14 protein-coding genes are annotated in these 16,302 nt (G+C 72.1%); 7 read left to right on the top strand and 7 right to left on the bottom strand.

Annotation, left to right across the window (positions count from 1 at the left end; genetic code table 11):
- Nucleotides 1-75: 75 nt before the first annotated feature.
- Nucleotides 76-1,323, bottom strand: coding sequence for a hypothetical protein (locus DEJ30_RS14925; protein WP_110862488.1), 1,248 nt, complete (start codon nucleotides 1,321-1,323; stop codon nucleotides 76-78).
- A gap of 239 nt (nucleotides 1,324-1,562) precedes the next feature.
- Here DEJ30_RS14925 and DEJ30_RS14920 point away from each other — a divergent pair, with 239 nt between their 5' ends.
- Entirely contained in the window at nucleotides 1,563-2,972 is a 1,410-nt protein-coding gene (locus tag DEJ30_RS14920) for an MFS transporter (protein ID WP_110862487.1), read from the top strand.
- A 133-nt stretch (nucleotides 2,973-3,105) separates the two neighbouring features.
- The gene (locus tag DEJ30_RS14915; protein WP_110862486.1) at nucleotides 3,106-3,882 is read left to right on the top strand and encodes an endonuclease/exonuclease/phosphatase family protein; all 777 of its coding nucleotides are present in this window, start codon (nucleotides 3,106-3,108) and stop codon (nucleotides 3,880-3,882) included.
- 759 nt (nucleotides 3,883-4,641) lie between these two features.
- On the opposite strand, the gene DEJ30_RS14910 is transcribed toward DEJ30_RS14915, so the two are convergent.
- From DEJ30_RS14910 to DEJ30_RS14900, 3 genes are read right to left on the bottom strand one after another with little or no spacing between them, the layout of a single operon-like run.
- On the bottom strand, nucleotides 4,642-5,316 hold the full coding sequence (locus tag DEJ30_RS14910) for a methionine ABC transporter permease (protein ID WP_220032964.1): 675 nt from the start codon (nucleotides 5,314-5,316) through the stop codon (nucleotides 4,642-4,644).
- On the bottom strand, nucleotides 5,313-6,413 hold the full coding sequence (locus DEJ30_RS14905) for a methionine ABC transporter ATP-binding protein (RefSeq protein WP_110862485.1): 1,101 nt from the start codon (nucleotides 6,411-6,413) through the stop codon (nucleotides 5,313-5,315). Before DEJ30_RS14905 ends, DEJ30_RS14910 begins: the two co-directional genes overlap by 4 nt.
- The gene (locus DEJ30_RS14900; RefSeq protein WP_110862484.1) at nucleotides 6,413-7,363 is read right to left on the bottom strand and encodes a MetQ/NlpA family ABC transporter substrate-binding protein; all 951 of its coding nucleotides are present in this window, start codon (nucleotides 7,361-7,363) and stop codon (nucleotides 6,413-6,415) included. The genes DEJ30_RS14905 and DEJ30_RS14900 overlap by 1 nt, the downstream gene beginning before the upstream one ends.
- A 241-nt stretch (nucleotides 7,364-7,604) precedes the next feature.
- Between DEJ30_RS14900 and DEJ30_RS18295 the strand changes: the two genes are divergently transcribed.
- Complete coding sequence (locus DEJ30_RS18295) at nucleotides 7,605-8,114, top strand: 2'-5' RNA ligase family protein (RefSeq protein WP_181420161.1); 510 nt, start codon at nucleotides 7,605-7,607, stop codon at nucleotides 8,112-8,114.
- Between the two features lie 171 nt (nucleotides 8,115-8,285).
- Here the strand turns inward: DEJ30_RS18295 and DEJ30_RS14890 are convergent, their stop codons facing one another.
- The 3 genes from DEJ30_RS14890 to DEJ30_RS14880 form a co-directional block, all read right to left on the bottom strand.
- Complete coding sequence (locus DEJ30_RS14890; RefSeq protein ID WP_110862483.1) at nucleotides 8,286-9,533, bottom strand: FAD-binding protein; 1,248 nt, start codon at nucleotides 9,531-9,533, stop codon at nucleotides 8,286-8,288.
- Nucleotides 9,534-9,567: 34 nt separating this feature from the next.
- Nucleotides 9,568-11,049, bottom strand: coding sequence for an MDR family MFS transporter (locus tag DEJ30_RS14885; RefSeq protein ID WP_110862482.1), 1,482 nt, complete (start codon nucleotides 11,047-11,049; stop codon nucleotides 9,568-9,570).
- A gap of 167 nt (nucleotides 11,050-11,216) precedes the next feature.
- On the bottom strand, nucleotides 11,217-11,498 hold the full coding sequence (locus DEJ30_RS14880; protein ID WP_035808828.1) for an acylphosphatase: 282 nt from the start codon (nucleotides 11,496-11,498) through the stop codon (nucleotides 11,217-11,219).
- A gap of 144 nt (nucleotides 11,499-11,642) precedes the next feature.
- Between DEJ30_RS14880 and DEJ30_RS14875 the strand changes: the two genes are divergently transcribed.
- The 4 genes from DEJ30_RS14875 to nadC are packed head-to-tail and all read left to right on the top strand — an operon-like array spanning nucleotide 11,643 to nucleotide 16,301.
- Complete coding sequence (locus tag DEJ30_RS14875) at nucleotides 11,643-12,350, top strand: NUDIX domain-containing protein (RefSeq protein WP_110862481.1); 708 nt, start codon at nucleotides 11,643-11,645, stop codon at nucleotides 12,348-12,350.
- An 8-nt stretch (nucleotides 12,351-12,358) separates the two neighbouring features.
- Nucleotides 12,359-13,630: a quinolinate synthase NadA gene (nadA, locus tag DEJ30_RS14870; protein ID WP_110862480.1), complete on the top strand. Its 1,272-nt coding sequence runs from the start codon at nucleotides 12,359-12,361 to the stop codon at nucleotides 13,628-13,630.
- A gap of 32 nt (nucleotides 13,631-13,662) precedes the next feature.
- Nucleotides 13,663-15,399 (top strand): L-aspartate oxidase, encoded by a 1,737-nt coding sequence (locus DEJ30_RS14865; RefSeq protein ID WP_110862479.1) that lies wholly within the window; start codon nucleotides 13,663-13,665, stop codon nucleotides 15,397-15,399.
- On the top strand, nucleotides 15,396-16,301 hold the full coding sequence (gene nadC / locus DEJ30_RS14860; protein ID WP_110862478.1) for a carboxylating nicotinate-nucleotide diphosphorylase: 906 nt from the start codon (nucleotides 15,396-15,398) through the stop codon (nucleotides 16,299-16,301). Before DEJ30_RS14865 ends, nadC begins: the two co-directional genes overlap by 4 nt.
- The last annotated feature ends 1 nt before the right edge of the window (nucleotide 16,302 follow it).

The raw sequence follows: 16,302 nt of genomic DNA, 5'->3' as shown, positions 1-16,302 counted from the left end.
GGGACGGGGCGCGCGGTGCTCGTGCGTCGTGCGCGGTGCCGCGGCCCGTGCCTGCTCGGGCTGCGCGTCAGCCGGTCACGGAGGGCCGAGCAGCCACAGCACCGCGACCAGCACCGGCTGCCCGGCCAACGCGGCCGTCACGAAGGTCCACCGCATCCAGGGCTTCGCGACCAGCTCGGGCGACCCGAACAGCGGCGCGAGCGGCATGAGCAGCCGCGGGGTCGAGGCCATCGGCAGCGACACCGCGAAGATGTACAGCGCGTACGCGGCCGAGTACAGCACCGTCGTGGGCCCGAGCCGCAGCGTCGAGCGGCGGAGCAGCCAGATCGGGTACGTGACGAGCAGGAACACCACGATCAGGATCCCGCCCACGCCGAGCCAGCGACCCGCGATGAGGAACCACGGCGTCAGCGGCACGAAGTCCACCCGGCCGATGAAGTTCACCCACCAGGACATCTCGGTCTCCAGGTAGGCGTTCGGCGTCCCGGTGACGTGCGAGGCGATCACCGGCCAGGCGAGCCCGGCGAGGACCATGGTCAGCCCCGCGGCGACGACCCGGACCTGCTCGCGGAGCGGGAAGCCCTCGAACACCCGGCCGGTCTCGCGCCGTGCACGCACCCACCGCACGAGCGCGACGACGCCGAGCACGAGCGGGATCGCCAGGGCGCCGGGGCGGGTGAAGGCCGCAGCGACGCCGAGTGCCGTCAGGAGCCCGTAGCGCCGACGTTCCAGGGCGAGCAGCGCCCCGAACGACAGCGCGAGGAACATGCTCTCCGCGTACCCGACCTGCAGCAGGAACGAGAGCGGACCGCAGCTGAAGAAGAAGACCGCCCACATCGCCGCGGCGTGCCCGGCGCGGTCCCGCACCAGGCGGTGCAGCAGGTAGGTGGCGAGCAGCCCGGCAACGACCGCGACGAGCGGGGCGCCGAGTTCGAACGGCACCCCGGTCGAGGCGGTCAGCGCCCGGATCGTGAAGGGGAACGCCGGCAGGAAGGCCCAGGCGTTCTGCGCGACGTTGCCGGTGGCGTCGAGCGGCAGCGCGTCGGGGTACCCGTGCAGCGAGATCTGCTCGTAGTACTGCCCGTCCCAGGCCACCAGGAAGGCGCCGAACCCGTGCTCGTTGCCCCAGATCGCGTTGCCCGGAAGCGCACGACCGATGAGCGGGTACGCGAGCGCGAGCCACAGGGTCGACAGGACCCGGCCGCCCGTCCAGACGAGCAGGACCGCCGCCCACGCCGGCAGGGAGGCCACGGTGTCCAGGACGCGGCGTCGACCGCCGGCCGTGCCCGCGGCGACCACACCGGCGCTGTCGGTGCGGCTCACGCGCGAGTTCCTCGGCGTTCGGGTGGTCTGGTCGGCACCCGGCCAGGGTAGTTGGCCCGAGCCTGAGGATCACACGGAACCCCGCCCGGAGGCCCGTCCCGCGTCGTGCGTGCCGCCTCGCGTCCGGCGGGTGGCCGGTGCGGCGTCCGGCGGGTGGGCGGTGCCGCGCACGGTGCCGCGTCCGGTGGGCGGCCCGTCCGTGACGGCGCGGACGTCCGCGGGCATAGTCTCGGTGGGCGATGACGACGACGGCGACGACACCCAGACGACGGACGGGCAGCACGGCGGTCGCCGTGCTGGTGGCCGGGACCTTCTTCATGGAGCTCCTGGACGGCACCATCCTGGCGACCGCCGCCCCGGCGATGGGGCGTGACCTCGGGGTCGACTCCGCCGCGGTGGGCGTCGCGATCACCGCCTACCTCGTGACCCTCGCGGTGTTCATCCCGGTGTCCGGCTGGCTCACCGACCGGATCGGCTCGCGGACGGTCTTCGCCGGGGCCATCGCGCTGTTCACGATCGCGTCGGCCCTGTGCGCGCTGTCCACCGGGCTGGTCGAGCTGACGCTGTGGCGCATCCTGCAGGGTCTCGGCGGAGCGCTCATGGTGCCCGTCGGCCGGCTCGTCGTGCTCCGGAGCGCGGGGCGCGAACAACTCGTCACCGCCATCGCCATCCTGACCTGGCCGGCCCTCGCCGCACCGATCATCGCGCCGTTCATCGGCGGGGTCCTCGTCGAGACGCTGACGTGGCACTGGATCTTCCTCATCAACATCCCGCTCGGCGTCATCGCCTTCGTCGCCGCCCTGGTGCTCGTGCCGCAGGAGCGTGCGGCGCAGCGCGTGCCGTTCGACTGGTTCGGGTCGCTGCTCGCCTGCGTCGGGCTCGGCTCGCTCGTGGTGATGGCCTCGCTGCTCGCGCTCGACGCCGTGCCGGTCACCGCGGTCGTCGTCTCCGGGGTCCTCGGCGCCGTGTGCTGCTGGCTCGCGATCCGGCACTTCCGCCGCGCCCCGCACCCGATCATGGGACTCGACGCGTTTCGACTCGAGACCTTCCGGGTGTCGCACGCCGGCGGCAGCCTGTTCCGCCTGGCGGTGTCCGCGGTGCCGTTCGTGCTCCCGCTGCTGTTCCAGGACGCCTGGGGCTGGAGCGCCGTGCTCGCCGGGTCCGCGGTGCTCTGGGTGTTCGTCGGCAACCTCGGCATCAAGCCGATGACGACCCCGTTCCTCCGTTGGTTCGGCTACCGCCCGGTGATCATCGTGTCGTCGGCCGTCGCCGCGCTGACCGTGGTCGCGATGGCGTTCATGACCGAGGACACCCCGTTCTGGCTGCTCGCCGTGCTGCTCGTCGTCAGCGGTGCCGCCCGCTCCGTGGGCTTCACGGCGTACAACACCATCGCCTTCGCCGACGTCGAGCAGGCCGACATGACCCCCGCGAACACGCTGTCCTCGACGCTGCAGCAGACCGCCGCGGGCTTCGGTGTCGCCGTCGCCGCCGTGGTCATCCGCGCGGCTTCCGGCCTGGGCGGCGACGGACCGTACGCGGCCGCGTTCTGGGTCATCGCCGCCCTGCTCGTGGTCGCCTGCGTCGAGGGCATCCTGATGAGTCGCACAGCGGGCGACACCGTCCGCCCGGTCCGCCGTGTCCGCGCCTGATCCCGCCGCTGTCCGTTTCCGTCACGGTCACACGGACGAAACCCGGCAGGCGTTACAGTCTCAGCAACCGTCCGCGGTACCCGAGTACGGTGACCGCGGCAGGGTGACCGGAACACCCGGACAGGAAGGCAGCATGGCCGCGCCAGAGCAGCAGAGCACGATCGCACCAGAGCAGACCGTGCAGCCCACGCAGCTCCGTGTCGTCAGTTACAACCTCCGCGAGCACACCGCGAACGGCGAGCTCGCTGCACTGGCCGAGGCCTCCGAAGCCGACGTCCTGTGCGTGCAGGAGTGTGACAGCAACGACCTCGCACCGTCGATCGGCGGCCTCTCGCTCGCCGCGTCGACCCGTACCAACCGACTCGGGCTCGCGATCTACAAGCGCGACGACCGCTTCGAGGTGCAGGACTTCAGCATCCACTCGCTGCAGAAGTCGCTGCACGACCGGGTCCTCGCACCCGCGCACGAGCGGCTCATCGCGATGCACCTGCGTGACACCGAGGCTGACGCCGAGGTCGTCGTCGCCTCGTTCCACGCCTCACCGCTGACCGCGACGAACTCCCTGCGCCGCAAGCAGATCGAAGCGGCGCACCAGTTCCTGCGCGAACTGGCGAAGGACGTCCCCGCGGTCATGGTCGGTGACTTCAACTACCCGTGGTTCCAGACGAACCTGCGGCGCAAGATCGAGCAGCACGGCTTCGCCCTGTCGCTGTCCGACCAGCCGACGTACCTGCGCTACCGCAAGTTCACGGGCCACTTCGACTTCGCGACGAGCGTCGGCCTGCACATCGCGGGCGTCGAGACCCTGCCGGCCGGCATCTCCGACCACCGCCCGATCCTGGTGCGTGCGCACTACGAGCACCCCGGCGAGACCGGCGCCGTCACCACCGTCGAGGCTCCCGCCGCCTGACCCGGTGCTGCCGTCGGGCGGCGCCGTCGCGCGGCGTGCGGCGGGCGTGGCGCCGCCGCGCGGCGTGCCGCGGGCGTGGTGCCGAGTGGTCGGGAACTGTCGGTTGCGGGGGCGGCGGGCGACGGTTCGTGCGCCTTCGGCGGAGGTGAGCGGGGAGTCGTGGCCGCTCGGCAGTCGGCGCCGGGTGCGTCGTCGGGCGTGACCGCTCGGCACTCGGCGACGGGTGCGTCCCCGGCGTGTGGCGAGGTCGCTCGACGTGCCGCGGGCGTGGTGCCGAGTGGTCGGGAACTGTCGGTTGTGGGGGCGTCGGGCGACGGTTCGTGCGCCTTCGGCGGAGGTGAGCGGGGAGTCGTGACCGCTCGGCAGTCGGCGGTGGGTGCGTCGTCGGGCGTGTGGCGAGGTCGCTCGGCGTGCCGCGGGTTTGGCGCCGAGTGGTCGGGAACTGTCGGTTGTGGGGGCGTCGGGCAACGGTTCGTGCGCCTTCGGCGGAGGTGAGCGGGGAGTCGTGACCGCTCGGCGGTCGACGCTGGGCGCGCCCGTCACGCCGGCGACGCACTGGAGGCCCGGTGCCGGTCTCGTGGACCGGCACCGGGCCTCCAGGCGGTGGCGTTGCCGAGTGGTCAAGAACTGTCGCCTGCAGCCCCGCCGGGCGACACTTCGCGACCGCTCGGCGGACGTGAGCGGGGAGTCGTGACCGCCCCGCACCGTCCCGACCGTCCCGACCGCCCCGCACCGTCCCGACCGCCCCGCGAGCCCGCGTCAGCGACGCAGCGTCACCCGCGCCAAGCGGTTGCCGATGAACTGGCCGAGCTGCACGATGACGACGATCGCCGCCACCGAGACGTAGACCACCCACCAGTCGTAGCGCTGCGAGCCGTAGGTGATCGCGTACTCACCGAGTCCGCCGCCACCGATCAGCGCGCCCTGCGCCGTCATGTCGACGATGCCGATGTAGATGAACGTGTAACCGAGGATCAGGGGGCCGAGACCCTCGGGGATGAGCACCGTCAGCAGGATCGACACGGGGTGCGCACCCGAGGCCCGAGCAGCCTCGACGACACCCGGGTCGACCGACAGCAGGTTCTGCTCGACGATCCGGGACACCGCGAAGGCCGCGGCCAACGAGATCGCGAAGGTCACCGCGGGGACACCGATCGTGGTCTGCACGACGACCCGCGACAGCGGCGCGATCGCGGCGAGGAAGATCACGAACGGGATCGGGCGGATCAGGTTCACGAACACGTTGAGCACCGTGTACGCGGTGCGGTTGCCGAGCACGTTGCCCGGCCGGGTCGCGTACAGCAGCAGGCCGAGCGCGAGGCCGATGACCCCGGCGATGACCAGCGAGACGAGCGACATCACGATGGTGTCGCGGATGGCGGCCAGGAAGACGTCGAACGTGTCGATCACGCTCTGGAACGAGTTGTTGTTCACGCGGCGGCCTCCTCGTCGGTCGTGACGCCGTCGGCGCGGAGTGCGGCGATCGCGGCGTCGATGGCGCCGGGCGCACCGGTTGCACCGGACGCACGCGATCCGCCGGGGCCGCCTGGCCCGCCTGGCCCGCCGCTGGCGTCGCTCAGCTCGTAGGTGAGCGACCCGATCCGACGCTCCCGGATCTCCCCGACCCCGCCGTAGACGAGCTCGGCGGTGACCCCGGCGGCGCGGAACGCGGCGTCGATGCGGTTCTGCAGCCCGGCCTCGTCGGTGATCTGCACCGTGACGAGCCGACCGGGGTGACGGTCCCGCAGGCGCCGGAGCGTCTCGGGGGAGGGCCGGTCGTGCAGCGCGGTGCGGACGAAGCGCTGCGCGGCGCCGGTCTTCGGGGTCGAGAACACGTCGTAGACGTCCCCGACCTCGACGACCCGGCCCTGCTCCATCACGGCGACCCGGTCGGCGATCTGCCGGACGGCATCCATCTCGTGGGTGATCACGATGATGGTGACACCGAGCTCCCGGTTGACCCGCCGGAGCAGCGCGAGCACCTCGGACGTGGTCTCCGGGTCGAGGGCGCTGGTCGCCTCGTCGGCGAGCAGCAGGTCCGGCGACGCGGCGAGGGCGCGGGCGATGCCGACGCGCTGCTTCTGCCCGCCGGAGAGCTGCTCCGGGTAGGCATGGGCGCGCTCGAGCAGGCCGACGAAGTCGAGCAGCTCGGCGACGCGGCGGTCCCGCTCGGCCTTCGGCACACCGGCGACCTTGAGCGGGTACGCGACGTTGCCGGCGATCGTGCGGGACCGGAACAGGTTGAACTGCTGGAAGATCATCCCGATGTTGCGACGCGCCGTACGGCGGTCCCGCTCGGGGATCGCCGTCAGCTCGCGGCCCGCGACGGTCACCGTGCCGGAACTCGGCAGTTCCAGCGCGTTGACCAGGCGGACCAGGGTGGACTTGCCGGCACCGGAGTACCCGATGACGCCGAGGACCTCTCCCAGGTGCACGTCGAGGGAGACGTCCTCGACGGCCACCACGGTCTCGCCGGTGTCGGCGCGGCGGTAGTGCTTCGAGACGCCGCGGAGTTCGACGAGGACCGGCACTACTGCTTGGCCGCCTTCGCGTCCTGCTCGACCTGGGCGAGCTCGTCCTGCAGCTTCGAGGCGCTCTCGTCGCGGGCGACGGCCTCGGGCAGGTCCTTCTCGAAGGCCTGCTGCACGGCGTCGTCCTGGAACAGCTCCGCCAGCTCGAGGTAGGTCTTGTTCCCCTTGTCCTCGTCGCGGACGGCGAACACGTTCACGTACGGGGCGGCACTCGCGCTCGAGGGGTCGTCCTGGTAGATCGCGTCCGAGATCGGCAGGCCGGCGGCGGTGGCGAAGTTGTTGTTCACGACCGCGGCGGCGACCGAGCCCTGCTGCAGCGCGTTCGCGGTCTGCGAGGCGTCGAGGGGCTGGACGTCGACCTTCTTCGTCTCGATGTCGTCGGCGGTGGAGAACGCCGAGCCGCCGTCCTTCAGCGTGATCAGGTCCGCGGCCTGCAGGATCAGGAGCGCACGGGCCTGGTTGATCGAGTCGTTCGGGATCGCGACCTTCGCGTTCGCGGGCAGCTCGGAAGGCTTGTCGTACTTCGTCGCGTAGAGCGGCAGCGGGTAGACGGCGGTGGAGCCGATCGGCTGCAGGTCGTCGTTCGAGGTGACGTTGTAGTCCGCCAGGTACTGGATGTGCTGGAACTGGTTGATGTCGAGCTGGCCGTCCTTGAGCGCGGGGTTCGGCAGCGAGTAGTCGGAGAAGTTCGTCAGCTTGACGGTGACGTTGAGCTTCTCCTTCGCGAGCTTCGTGTAGGTGCTCCAGTAGCCGAGCGACTTGTCCGCGACACCGATGGTGACGGTCTTCGGGGCGGCGTCGCCGGCGGCACCGGCGTCGTTGCTCCCGGAGCGGACGGCTCCGACGATGACGGCGACGACGATCGCGACGACGACGATCGCGGCGGCGACGATCCAGCCGATCGGACGCTTGCCCTTCGGCTTCTCGGGCAGTGCGGGGGCTGCGGACATGCTGGTGCTCCTCGTGGGCCGTGCGTGTGGGGGAGCCGCGGTGGTCCGCGGCGTGGAGACGAGTGTGACGTGCGGTCCACCCCCGGGGCGAGTTCCGTTCCGCTGTGTTACATCGCCGTCACGGAGCGCGTCGCGGGACGCGTTACGGAGGGCGTCACGGGACGCGTTACAGAGCGCGTCGTGGGACGCGTTACGGACGCGGCGCAGGACGCCTCGCGGTCCGGGTTGGTTGACTCGGATCGTGCGCAGCATCGAACTCGTCCTCGGCCCGGAGTCGGACGCCGCCGTGCGGTCCGCCTGGCAGGCCCTCATCGATGCCGACCTGCCGAGCCTCGGTCGGCACCCGTCGCCGTCGAACGCCCCGCACGTCACCCTGGCCGCCGGGGACTCGCTGCCCGTGCCCGCGGGGTTGCGAACGCCGGCCCCGACGTCGATCCGGCTCGGTGGGCTCCTGCTCTTCCCCGCGGGTGCCGGTCGGTCGGTGCTCGTGCGAGCGGTGGTCGTCGACGCAGCGCTCACGACCTTCCACGGCGAGGTGCACGCGGTCGCCCCCGGCGGCGTCGAGACCTCGTTGCCCGGACACTGGTCACCGCACGTCACGCTGGCCCGCCGGGTGCGTGACGAGGACCTGCCGCGCGCCGTTGCTGCGCTGCGCGCCGTGCCGTTGCCCGAGGCGCTCGACGTCGGCGGCGTCCGGCACTGGGACGGCGAGACGCGGACGATCACGCCGCTCGCGTTCACGTCGATCTGACCGCTGGCGGGTCGGGCGCGTTCCCGCATCCCGGAACCAGGTTCCGGACACAGCACCGTGCGATCCCGTGGTTCGGTGTCCAGAACCTGGTTCCGGGTGCGGCGAGCGGCGCGGCGAGCGGTGCGGCGAGCGGCGAGCAACGGAACGCTGGGCACGGCCTGGAGGCCCGGGTCAGGTCCCGAGCACCCGCTCGCCGAACGCGGATGCGAACGTCCGCTCCGGGTCGGCCCGGGCGACGAGCTCGCGGAAGTCCGCCAGTCGCGGGTACAGCCCGGCGATCGCCGCGTGGTCGAGCGAACTCATCTTGCCCCAGTGCGGTCGGCCGTCGAAGACCGCGAGCCGGGACTCCAGGTCGGGCAGGAGCGCGGCGACCTCGGCCGGGTGCTTCTTCCAGGTGAACGCGATGCAGAGCACGTCCTCGCCCTGGGTCGGGCTGAGCCACAGGTGATCCGCTGCCATCGTCCGGAGTTCGCAGACGTGCAGGTGCGGCTGGATCCGGTCGGCGAGCCCCCGGAGCGCGTCGAGGGCGGCCGCTGCGTGCCGGAGCGGGACGAAGTGCTCGCTCTGCACCTCGGACCCGTGGCTCGGGACGGACCCGATCGGGAAGTGCGGCAGCCGGTCCCACCAGGGTCCGACCGAGCCGTCGCGGGCGGTCCGGTGGTCGTCGCCGGGGGTGCCGGGCAGCCGGGCTGCGCCGGCCAGCGCGTCCGGTACCGGGACGTCGTCGGCGCCGTCGGGCACGCGCGACTTCACCAGGACCTCGGTGATCGCGTCGCCGAACACCGTGTAGGCGCACACGGAGTACGCGGCGGCGTGCACCTCGGCGACGTTCGCCGTGAAGGTGTCCCAGGGGATCGCGCCGTAGACGTCCTGACGCATCCGGTAGGCCGGTTCGACCTCGAGGGTCACCCGGGTCACGATGCCGAGCAATCCGAGGTGCAGCACGCCGCCGTCGAACGCGGGGTCCGTCCGGTCGATCGTCCGGGCGGTGCCGTCCGGACCGAGCACCTCGAGCGCGCGCACCGCGGTGGCGAGCGAGCCCAGTGTCGTGCCGGAGCCGTGGGTCCCGGTCGCGACCGCACCCCCGACCGAGATGTGCGGCAGGGACCCCGTGTTGTGCAGGGCGAACCCGGCACGGTCGATGTCGGCCGCGACGTCGCCGTACCGGGTGCCGGCCCCGAGCGTCACGGTGCGGTGCTCGGCGTCGACGACCAGGTCCGTGGGGATCCCGGTCAGGTCGAGCAGGATGCCCGCGGTGTCGGCGACGTCGTTGAACGAGTGGCGGGTGCCCAGCCCGTGCACCCGTTCGGCCTCCGCCACGACCTGAGCTGCCTCGTCGATCGACGACGGACGGACGACCCGTTCGGCCGTGTACGTGACCGTGCCGGACCAGTTGAGTTCGCTCGTCGTCGACCGCATGCCGCCCACACTGCCATGCGGGCCCGCGACGGGGTCAGTGCACGGGCGGGGGCGTCGGCGCGCCTTCGGGCACCTCGGGCCGGCGGACGAACACCGACGCCAGGATGCCGAACAGGGAGATGATCGCGCCGACCATGAAGGCGGTGCTGACGCCCGAGGCGGTGGCCACCTGGACCCCACGGGCACCGGAACCCTCGACGGCGGTGGCCGCACCGATCGTCAGCAGCGTGACGAACAGGGCGGTGCCCGCCGCACCGGCGAGCTGCTGCGCCGTGCCGAGCACCGCGCTGCCGTGCGAGTACAGCTTCGGGGGCAGCCCGCCGAGCGCCGCGGTGAACAGCGGCGTGAAGGTCAGGGCCAGACCGATGCTCAGCACCACGTGCGCACCGAGGACGAACCACACGCTGGTGTCGACGCCGACGGTGGAGAGCGCCCAGAGCACGGCGCTGACGATGATCGATCCGGGGATGAGCAGCACGCGCGGGCCGCGGCGGTCGTAGATGCGACCCACGATGGGGGAGAGCAGGCCCATCAGCAGACCACCGGGGAGCAGCAGCAGGCCGACCTGCAGGACCTCGAGTCCGAGGACGCGCTCCAGGTAGATCGGCAGCAGGATGAGCGTGCCGAACATCGCCATGAAGCTCAGGCCCATCGCGACGATCGGCACCGTGAAGCCACGGGTGCGGAAGGTGCGGAGGTCGAGCAGGGCGCTGTCGGTGCGCTGCAGGCGCGTCTGCCGGACGATGAACACCGCGAGGGCGACGGCACCGACGACCAGGGCGGTCACCGGGACGAGCGGTCCGGTCGCGCCGGCTTCACCGATGCTGGACAGCCCGTAGACGATGCCACCGAACGCGAAGGCGGAGAGCACGACCGAGACGACGTCGATCGGCGCCTTGCGCGGCGTCGAGACGTTCTGCACCTTGACCATGCCGAGGACCAGCGCCGCGATCGCGATGGGCAGCACGAAGCCGAACAGCCAGCGCCACGAGAACGCGTTGAGGATCAGGCCGGAGATCGTCGGGCCGATGGCCGGAGCGACCGAGATGACGATCGAGATGTTGCCCATGATGCGGCCACGGTGCGCGGGGTCGACGAGGGTCAGGACCGTCGTCATCAGCAGCGGCATCATGATCGCCGTGCCGCTGGCCTGCACGATGCGGCCGACGAGCAGGACGGTGAAGCCCGGCGCGAGCAGGGCGATCAGCGTGCCGACCGAGAACAGGCCCATCGCCCAGACGAAGACGGGGCGGGTGTTGAAGCGCTGCAGCAGGAACCCGGTGATCGGGATGACGACCGCCATGGTGAGCAGGAAGCCGGTGGTCAGCCACTGGCCGGTCGCGGCGCTGATGTCCAGGTCGTCCATGAGCCGGGGCAACGCCACGCCCATGATCGTCTCGTTCAGGATGACGACGAACGCGGAGACGAGCAGCAGCCCGATCACGAGTCGGGTCTCGGCAGCGGACGGCTGCGAGACGCTTCCCGTGCGGGGGGCGGAATCGACGGCCTGGGTCATGCGGGTGCTCCTGGTGGGTCACGACGGGTGGAACGGGTGTGGCGCAGGACGCGCAGACAGGCCAACTCCCTGAGTGGATGCGATTATTCCGCTTCGTTCCGACATCCGCAGGTGAACGATCGGTGCCGAGCGCGCCGGACGCCGGCACCGCTCCCACTCACGTCCGCTCAGTGCAGGATCGCGAACCCGTCGGCGTCCCCGTGCGGGACGACCGAGCGCAGGGTGACGTCGGTCACGGTCGCCGACGGTGGTCCGGTCCGCAGGCACTCCACCAGGGAGTCGACCGCGACCGACGGTCCCTCGGCCTCGACCTCGACGGTGCCGTCCCAGAGGTTCCTCGCGTAGCCGACGAGGTCGAGCCCGTCGGCCTTCCGAGCGGTCCAGTACCGGAAGCCGACCCCCTGGACCGTCCCCGACACCACGGCATGCACCCTCGTCACCGTCGTCATGTCCTCCACGCTAACCGCGGCTGGCCGTCGGGAGTTTTCGGCCCCGTGACGATCTGTTTCCGGCTCGTGACGAGCGCGCCGTGTCGACAGTGATAGTGTCATCTCAACCCGAACACTTCGAGTCAGATTGACACTATCTCCACCATGGACGAAGCAGGCATCCGCGTCGCGGTCTCCACCGTGATCGTCGCGCTGCGCCCGCACCCCGACACCGGGGCCCCGGCGCTGTGGATGCCGCTCGTCCGTCGCGTCGCCGAACCGTTCGAGGGTTCCTGGGCGCTCCCCGGCGGCTGGGTCGGCGACGACGAGGGGTTGGAGGACTCGGCGGCCGCCCGACTCCGCGAGACGACCAACGTGCAGCCGCGGTACCTCGAGCAGCTCTACGCGTTCGGCGACGTCGGACGCTCCCCGAGCCGGGTCGTGTCGATCGTCTACTGGGCACTGGTGCACCCGGACGAGGCGAACGTCGTGCCCGACGACTGGAACGTCCGGTGGTTCCTGGCCGACGAGCACCCGCCGCTCGCCTTCGACCACGACCGCATCGTGGAGTACGCCCTGTGGCGGCTGCGCAACAAGATGTCGTACTCGCGGATCGCGCAGGCGTTCCTCGGCGACCGCTTCACCCTCGCCGAACTCCGGGGCGTGTACGAGGCGGTGCTCGGCCGAGCACTCGACCCCGCGAACTTCCGTCGGCAGGTCGAGAAGACCGACGCGGTCCTGCCGACCGACGAGACCACGAGCGGGGGCCGGCACCGTCCGGCCCGGCTGTACCGCTCGAACCCCGACCTGGCCTACGCGGACAACGGCCCGCTGCGGACCGGGGCCGATCAGCACCAGCAGCGGAACCGATAGGAAACCCCGTGTCCATCGCCACGACGATCGAACTCATCTCCAACGGCCGGGCCGGCGGCAGCACCTGCACGCCCGACCTCGCGGTGCCGACGTGGGACTTCGACTCGCGCCCCGGGTACGGCCCGGGGTCGTCGATGTCCGACGTCATCCCGACGAGCGCCCCGCGCCAGGGTGTGCTGCCCGACGAGTACAAGACTGCCCCGACCGACGAGCTCCACGAGCGCATCGAGCGGGCGAAGGCCACCCTCGGCGACCGGGTCGTCGTCCTCGGGCACTTCTACCAGCGCGACGAGGTCGTCCGGCACGCGGACTTCCTGGGCGACTCGTTCCAGCTCGCGAACGCCGCCCTGACGAAGCCCGACGCCGAGGCGATCGTGTTCTGCGGTGTGCACTTCATGGCCGAGACGGCCGACATCCTGGCGCGCGACGACCAGCGCGTGATCCTGCCGAACCTGGCGGCCGGGTGCTCGATGGCCGACATGGCCGACATCGACAGCGTCGAGGCCGCGTGGGCGGAGCTGACGGCGGTGTACGGCACCGAGCCCGACGCCGACGGCCGCGTCCCCGTGATCCCGGTCACCTACATGAACTCCGCCGCCGACCTCAAGGCCTTCTGTGGTCGCAACGGTGGCATCGTCTGCACCTCGTCGAACGCCGCGACGGTGCTCGAGTGGGCCTTCGAGCGCGGGCAGCGCGTCCTGTTCTTCCCCGACCAGCACCTCGGCCGCAACACCGCGAAGGCGATGGGCATCAGCACCGACCTGATGCCGATGTGGAACCCCCGGAAGCCCCTCGGCGGCAACGAGACGAGTGACCTCGAAGCGGCCAAGGTCATCCTCTGGCACGGCTTCTGCTCGGTGCACCGCCGCTTCACGGTCGACCAGATCGACCAGGCACGCCGCGAGCACCCGGGCGTGCAGGTCATCGTGCACCCGGAGTGCCCGATGGCCGTGGTCGACGCCGCCGACCACGCCGGCAGCACCGACCTGATCCGGAAGACCGTCGCCGCGGCCACCGAGCCGACCACCTTCGCGATCGGCACCGAGATCAACATGGTGAACCGGCTCGCCGCCGAGTACCCGCAGCACACGATCTTCTGCCTCGACCCGGTCGTCTGCCCCTGCTCGACGATGTACCGGATCCACCCGGGCTACCTCGCCTGGGTGCTCGAGGCACTCGTCCGCGGCGAGGTCCTCAACGAGATCGTCGTCCCCGCCGACGTGCAGGCCGACGCCAAGGTGGCACTCGAGCGCATGCTCGCCGCGAAGCCGCGCGGCTGAGACGCGGACCCGACCGAACGAGGGAGACCACCGTGCACGTCGTCATCGTCGGGTCCGGCATCGCCGGCCTGACCGCAGCGATCCGTGCGAGTGCCCTGCACGACGTCACCCTGGTGACGAAGGGGGCACTCGCCGACAGCGCCACCGCGTACGCCCAGGGCGGCATCGCGGTGGCGCTCGGCGCCGACGACTCCGCGACGCTGCACCAGGCCGACACGCACGTCGCCGCGGCCGGCAGTGCCGACGCCCGGGCCGTCGAGGTCCTGTGCACCGACGGCCCGGCCCGCGTCCGCGACCTGCTCGCGCTCGGGGTGCCCTTCGACCGCTCGTCGGACCCGGCGTCACTGGACCGGTACGGCGACGACCTCGCCCGCGGTCGCGAGGCCGCGCACGGCCGGTGGCGCGTCGTGCACGCGGACGGTGACGCGACCGGGGCCGCCATCGAACGCACCCTCATCGCGGCACTGCACCGACGGCACGTCACGATCCTGGAGCGCACGAGCCTGACCGACCTGGTCGTCCGCGGCGGAGCGGTGGTCGGCCTCGACGTCCTCGACCTGCTCGGAGAACCCCGCCGGCTCGACGCGGACGCCGTCGTCATCGCGTCCGGGGGAGCCGGACACCTGTACCGCGAGACGACGAACCCCCTGGTCGCGACGGGCGACGGGGTCGCCGCCGCCTGGCGCGCCGGCGCCGTCCTCGCCGACCTGGAGTTCGTCCAGTTCCACCCGACCCGACTCGCAGTCCCCGACGGGGGACTGGTCTCCGAGGCCGTCCGTGGCGAGGGTGCCGTGCTCCGCGACGCCGCCGGGCACCGCTTCATGACCGACGCGCACCCGGACGCCGAGCTCGCCCCGCGTGACGTCGTCGCCCGTGGGATCGCCGCCGCGGTGCGCGACCAGGGCGGCGCGCCCGTGCTCCTCGACGCCACCGGTCTCGACGCCGGGTTCCTGGTCTCGCGGTTCCCCGGACTCACCCGGGCCACCCGCGCCGCCGGGTTCGACTGGACCCGCGAAGGCGTCCCCGTCGCACCGGCCGCGCACTACTCGATGGGCGGCATCGCCACCGACGCCGAGGGCCGCACCAGCCTGCCCGGACTGCTCGCCGTCGGCGAAGCCGCCTGCACCGGGGTGCACGGCGCCAACCGGCTCGCCTCGAACTCCCTGCTCGAGGGACTCGTCTTCGCGGTCCGCGCAGCGGACGCGGTCGCCGCACCGCGACCCGGCCTGCTCCGCCTGCGCGGGGACGCCGGTCTCCACGTGACCAGCGTGCCCCGAGCGGCCGACGCGATCCGTGCCTCTCCCCACCTGCTCGGCCGTCACGCCGCTCCGCAGGCTCCGCAGCGCGCCGGAACCGGCAGGCGTGGGCCCAGTCCGACCCTGCCTGGAGGCGCGACCCACCTCGACGACGTCGGTGCCGTCCGGCTGGCGGTCCAGTCCGTCATGACGGACCGTGTCGGGCTGCTCCGTGACGCCGTCGGGCTTGCGAGCGCACGCCGCGACCTCGACGCGCTGACCGCGCCGACCGGCGGCGGCGTGCGTGAGCACGAGGACCGCGCGCTGCTCGACCTGGCACGACTCGTCGCGCTCGCCGCTGCAACCCGCACCGAGTCCCGCGGGGCGCACGCCCGCACCGACCACCCCGACACCGACCCCGCCGCCCCGGCCTCGTACGCCTGGGTCGTCGACCACACCGACGCACACCCCGACGAGCACACGGACGAACGTGCCGACGGCTCCGCAGTCTTCCCGCAGGAGGTACCCGCATGACCACCGACCCCGGCACCATCCCGCCGCACGCGCTGCGTCGCGTGATCGAGACCGCGCTCGAGGAGGACGCGCCCTGGGGCGACGTCACCAGCGAGACCCTGATCCCCGCCGAGGCGACCGCGACCGCGACCCTCGGCGCGCGCGAGCCCGGCGTGCTGAGCGGCGGTGGGGTCTTCGTCGCCGTGATGCACGCCGTCGACCCGGCGGTCGATGCGGTCGTGCACGTCGCCGACGGCACGCACTTCGCGGCCGGCGACGTCCTCGCGACCGTGACCGGGTCGGCGCGGGCCGTGCTGCGGGCCGAACGGGTCGCCCTCAACCTGGTCCAGCGGATGTCGGGCATCGCGACGGCCACCGCCGCCCACGTCGCGGCCGCCGCGGGCACCGCTGCGCGGATCGTCGACACCCGGAAGACGACGCCGGGCCTCCGTGCGCTCGAGCGGTACGCCGTCCGGTGCGGCGGCGGACACAACCACCGCACCTCGCTCTCCGACGCCGTGCTGGCCAAGGACAACCACCTGGCGGTGCTCCTGGCCGGCGGCATCGGCATCGGCGACGCGATCGCCCAGGCCCGCGTGCGTCTCGGACACACCGTGCACGTGGAGGTCGAGGTGGACCGCATCGACCAGATCGAACCCGTCGTCGCGGCCGGGGTCGACACGATCATGCTCGACAACTTCACCACGGACGAACTCGTGACCGGGGTCGGCATCGTCGCCGGACGCGCGCTCGTCGAGGCCTCGGGCGGAGTGTCGCTCGACACCGTCGCGGCGATCGCGGCCACCGGCGTCGACGTCATCTCGGTCGGGGCGCTGACCCACTCGGCGCGGGCGCTCGACCTCGGGCTCGACATCGACGTCGCGGTGCCGACGGAGCACGTCGCGGTTCCCGTGCGGGACTGAC

The organism is Curtobacterium sp. MCPF17_003 (assembly GCF_003224385.1).
In the GTDB taxonomy this organism is placed as follows: domain Bacteria; phylum Actinomycetota; class Actinomycetes; order Actinomycetales; family Microbacteriaceae; genus Curtobacterium; species Curtobacterium flaccumfaciens.
This window is presented reverse-complemented; position numbering and strand designations above follow the sequence as displayed.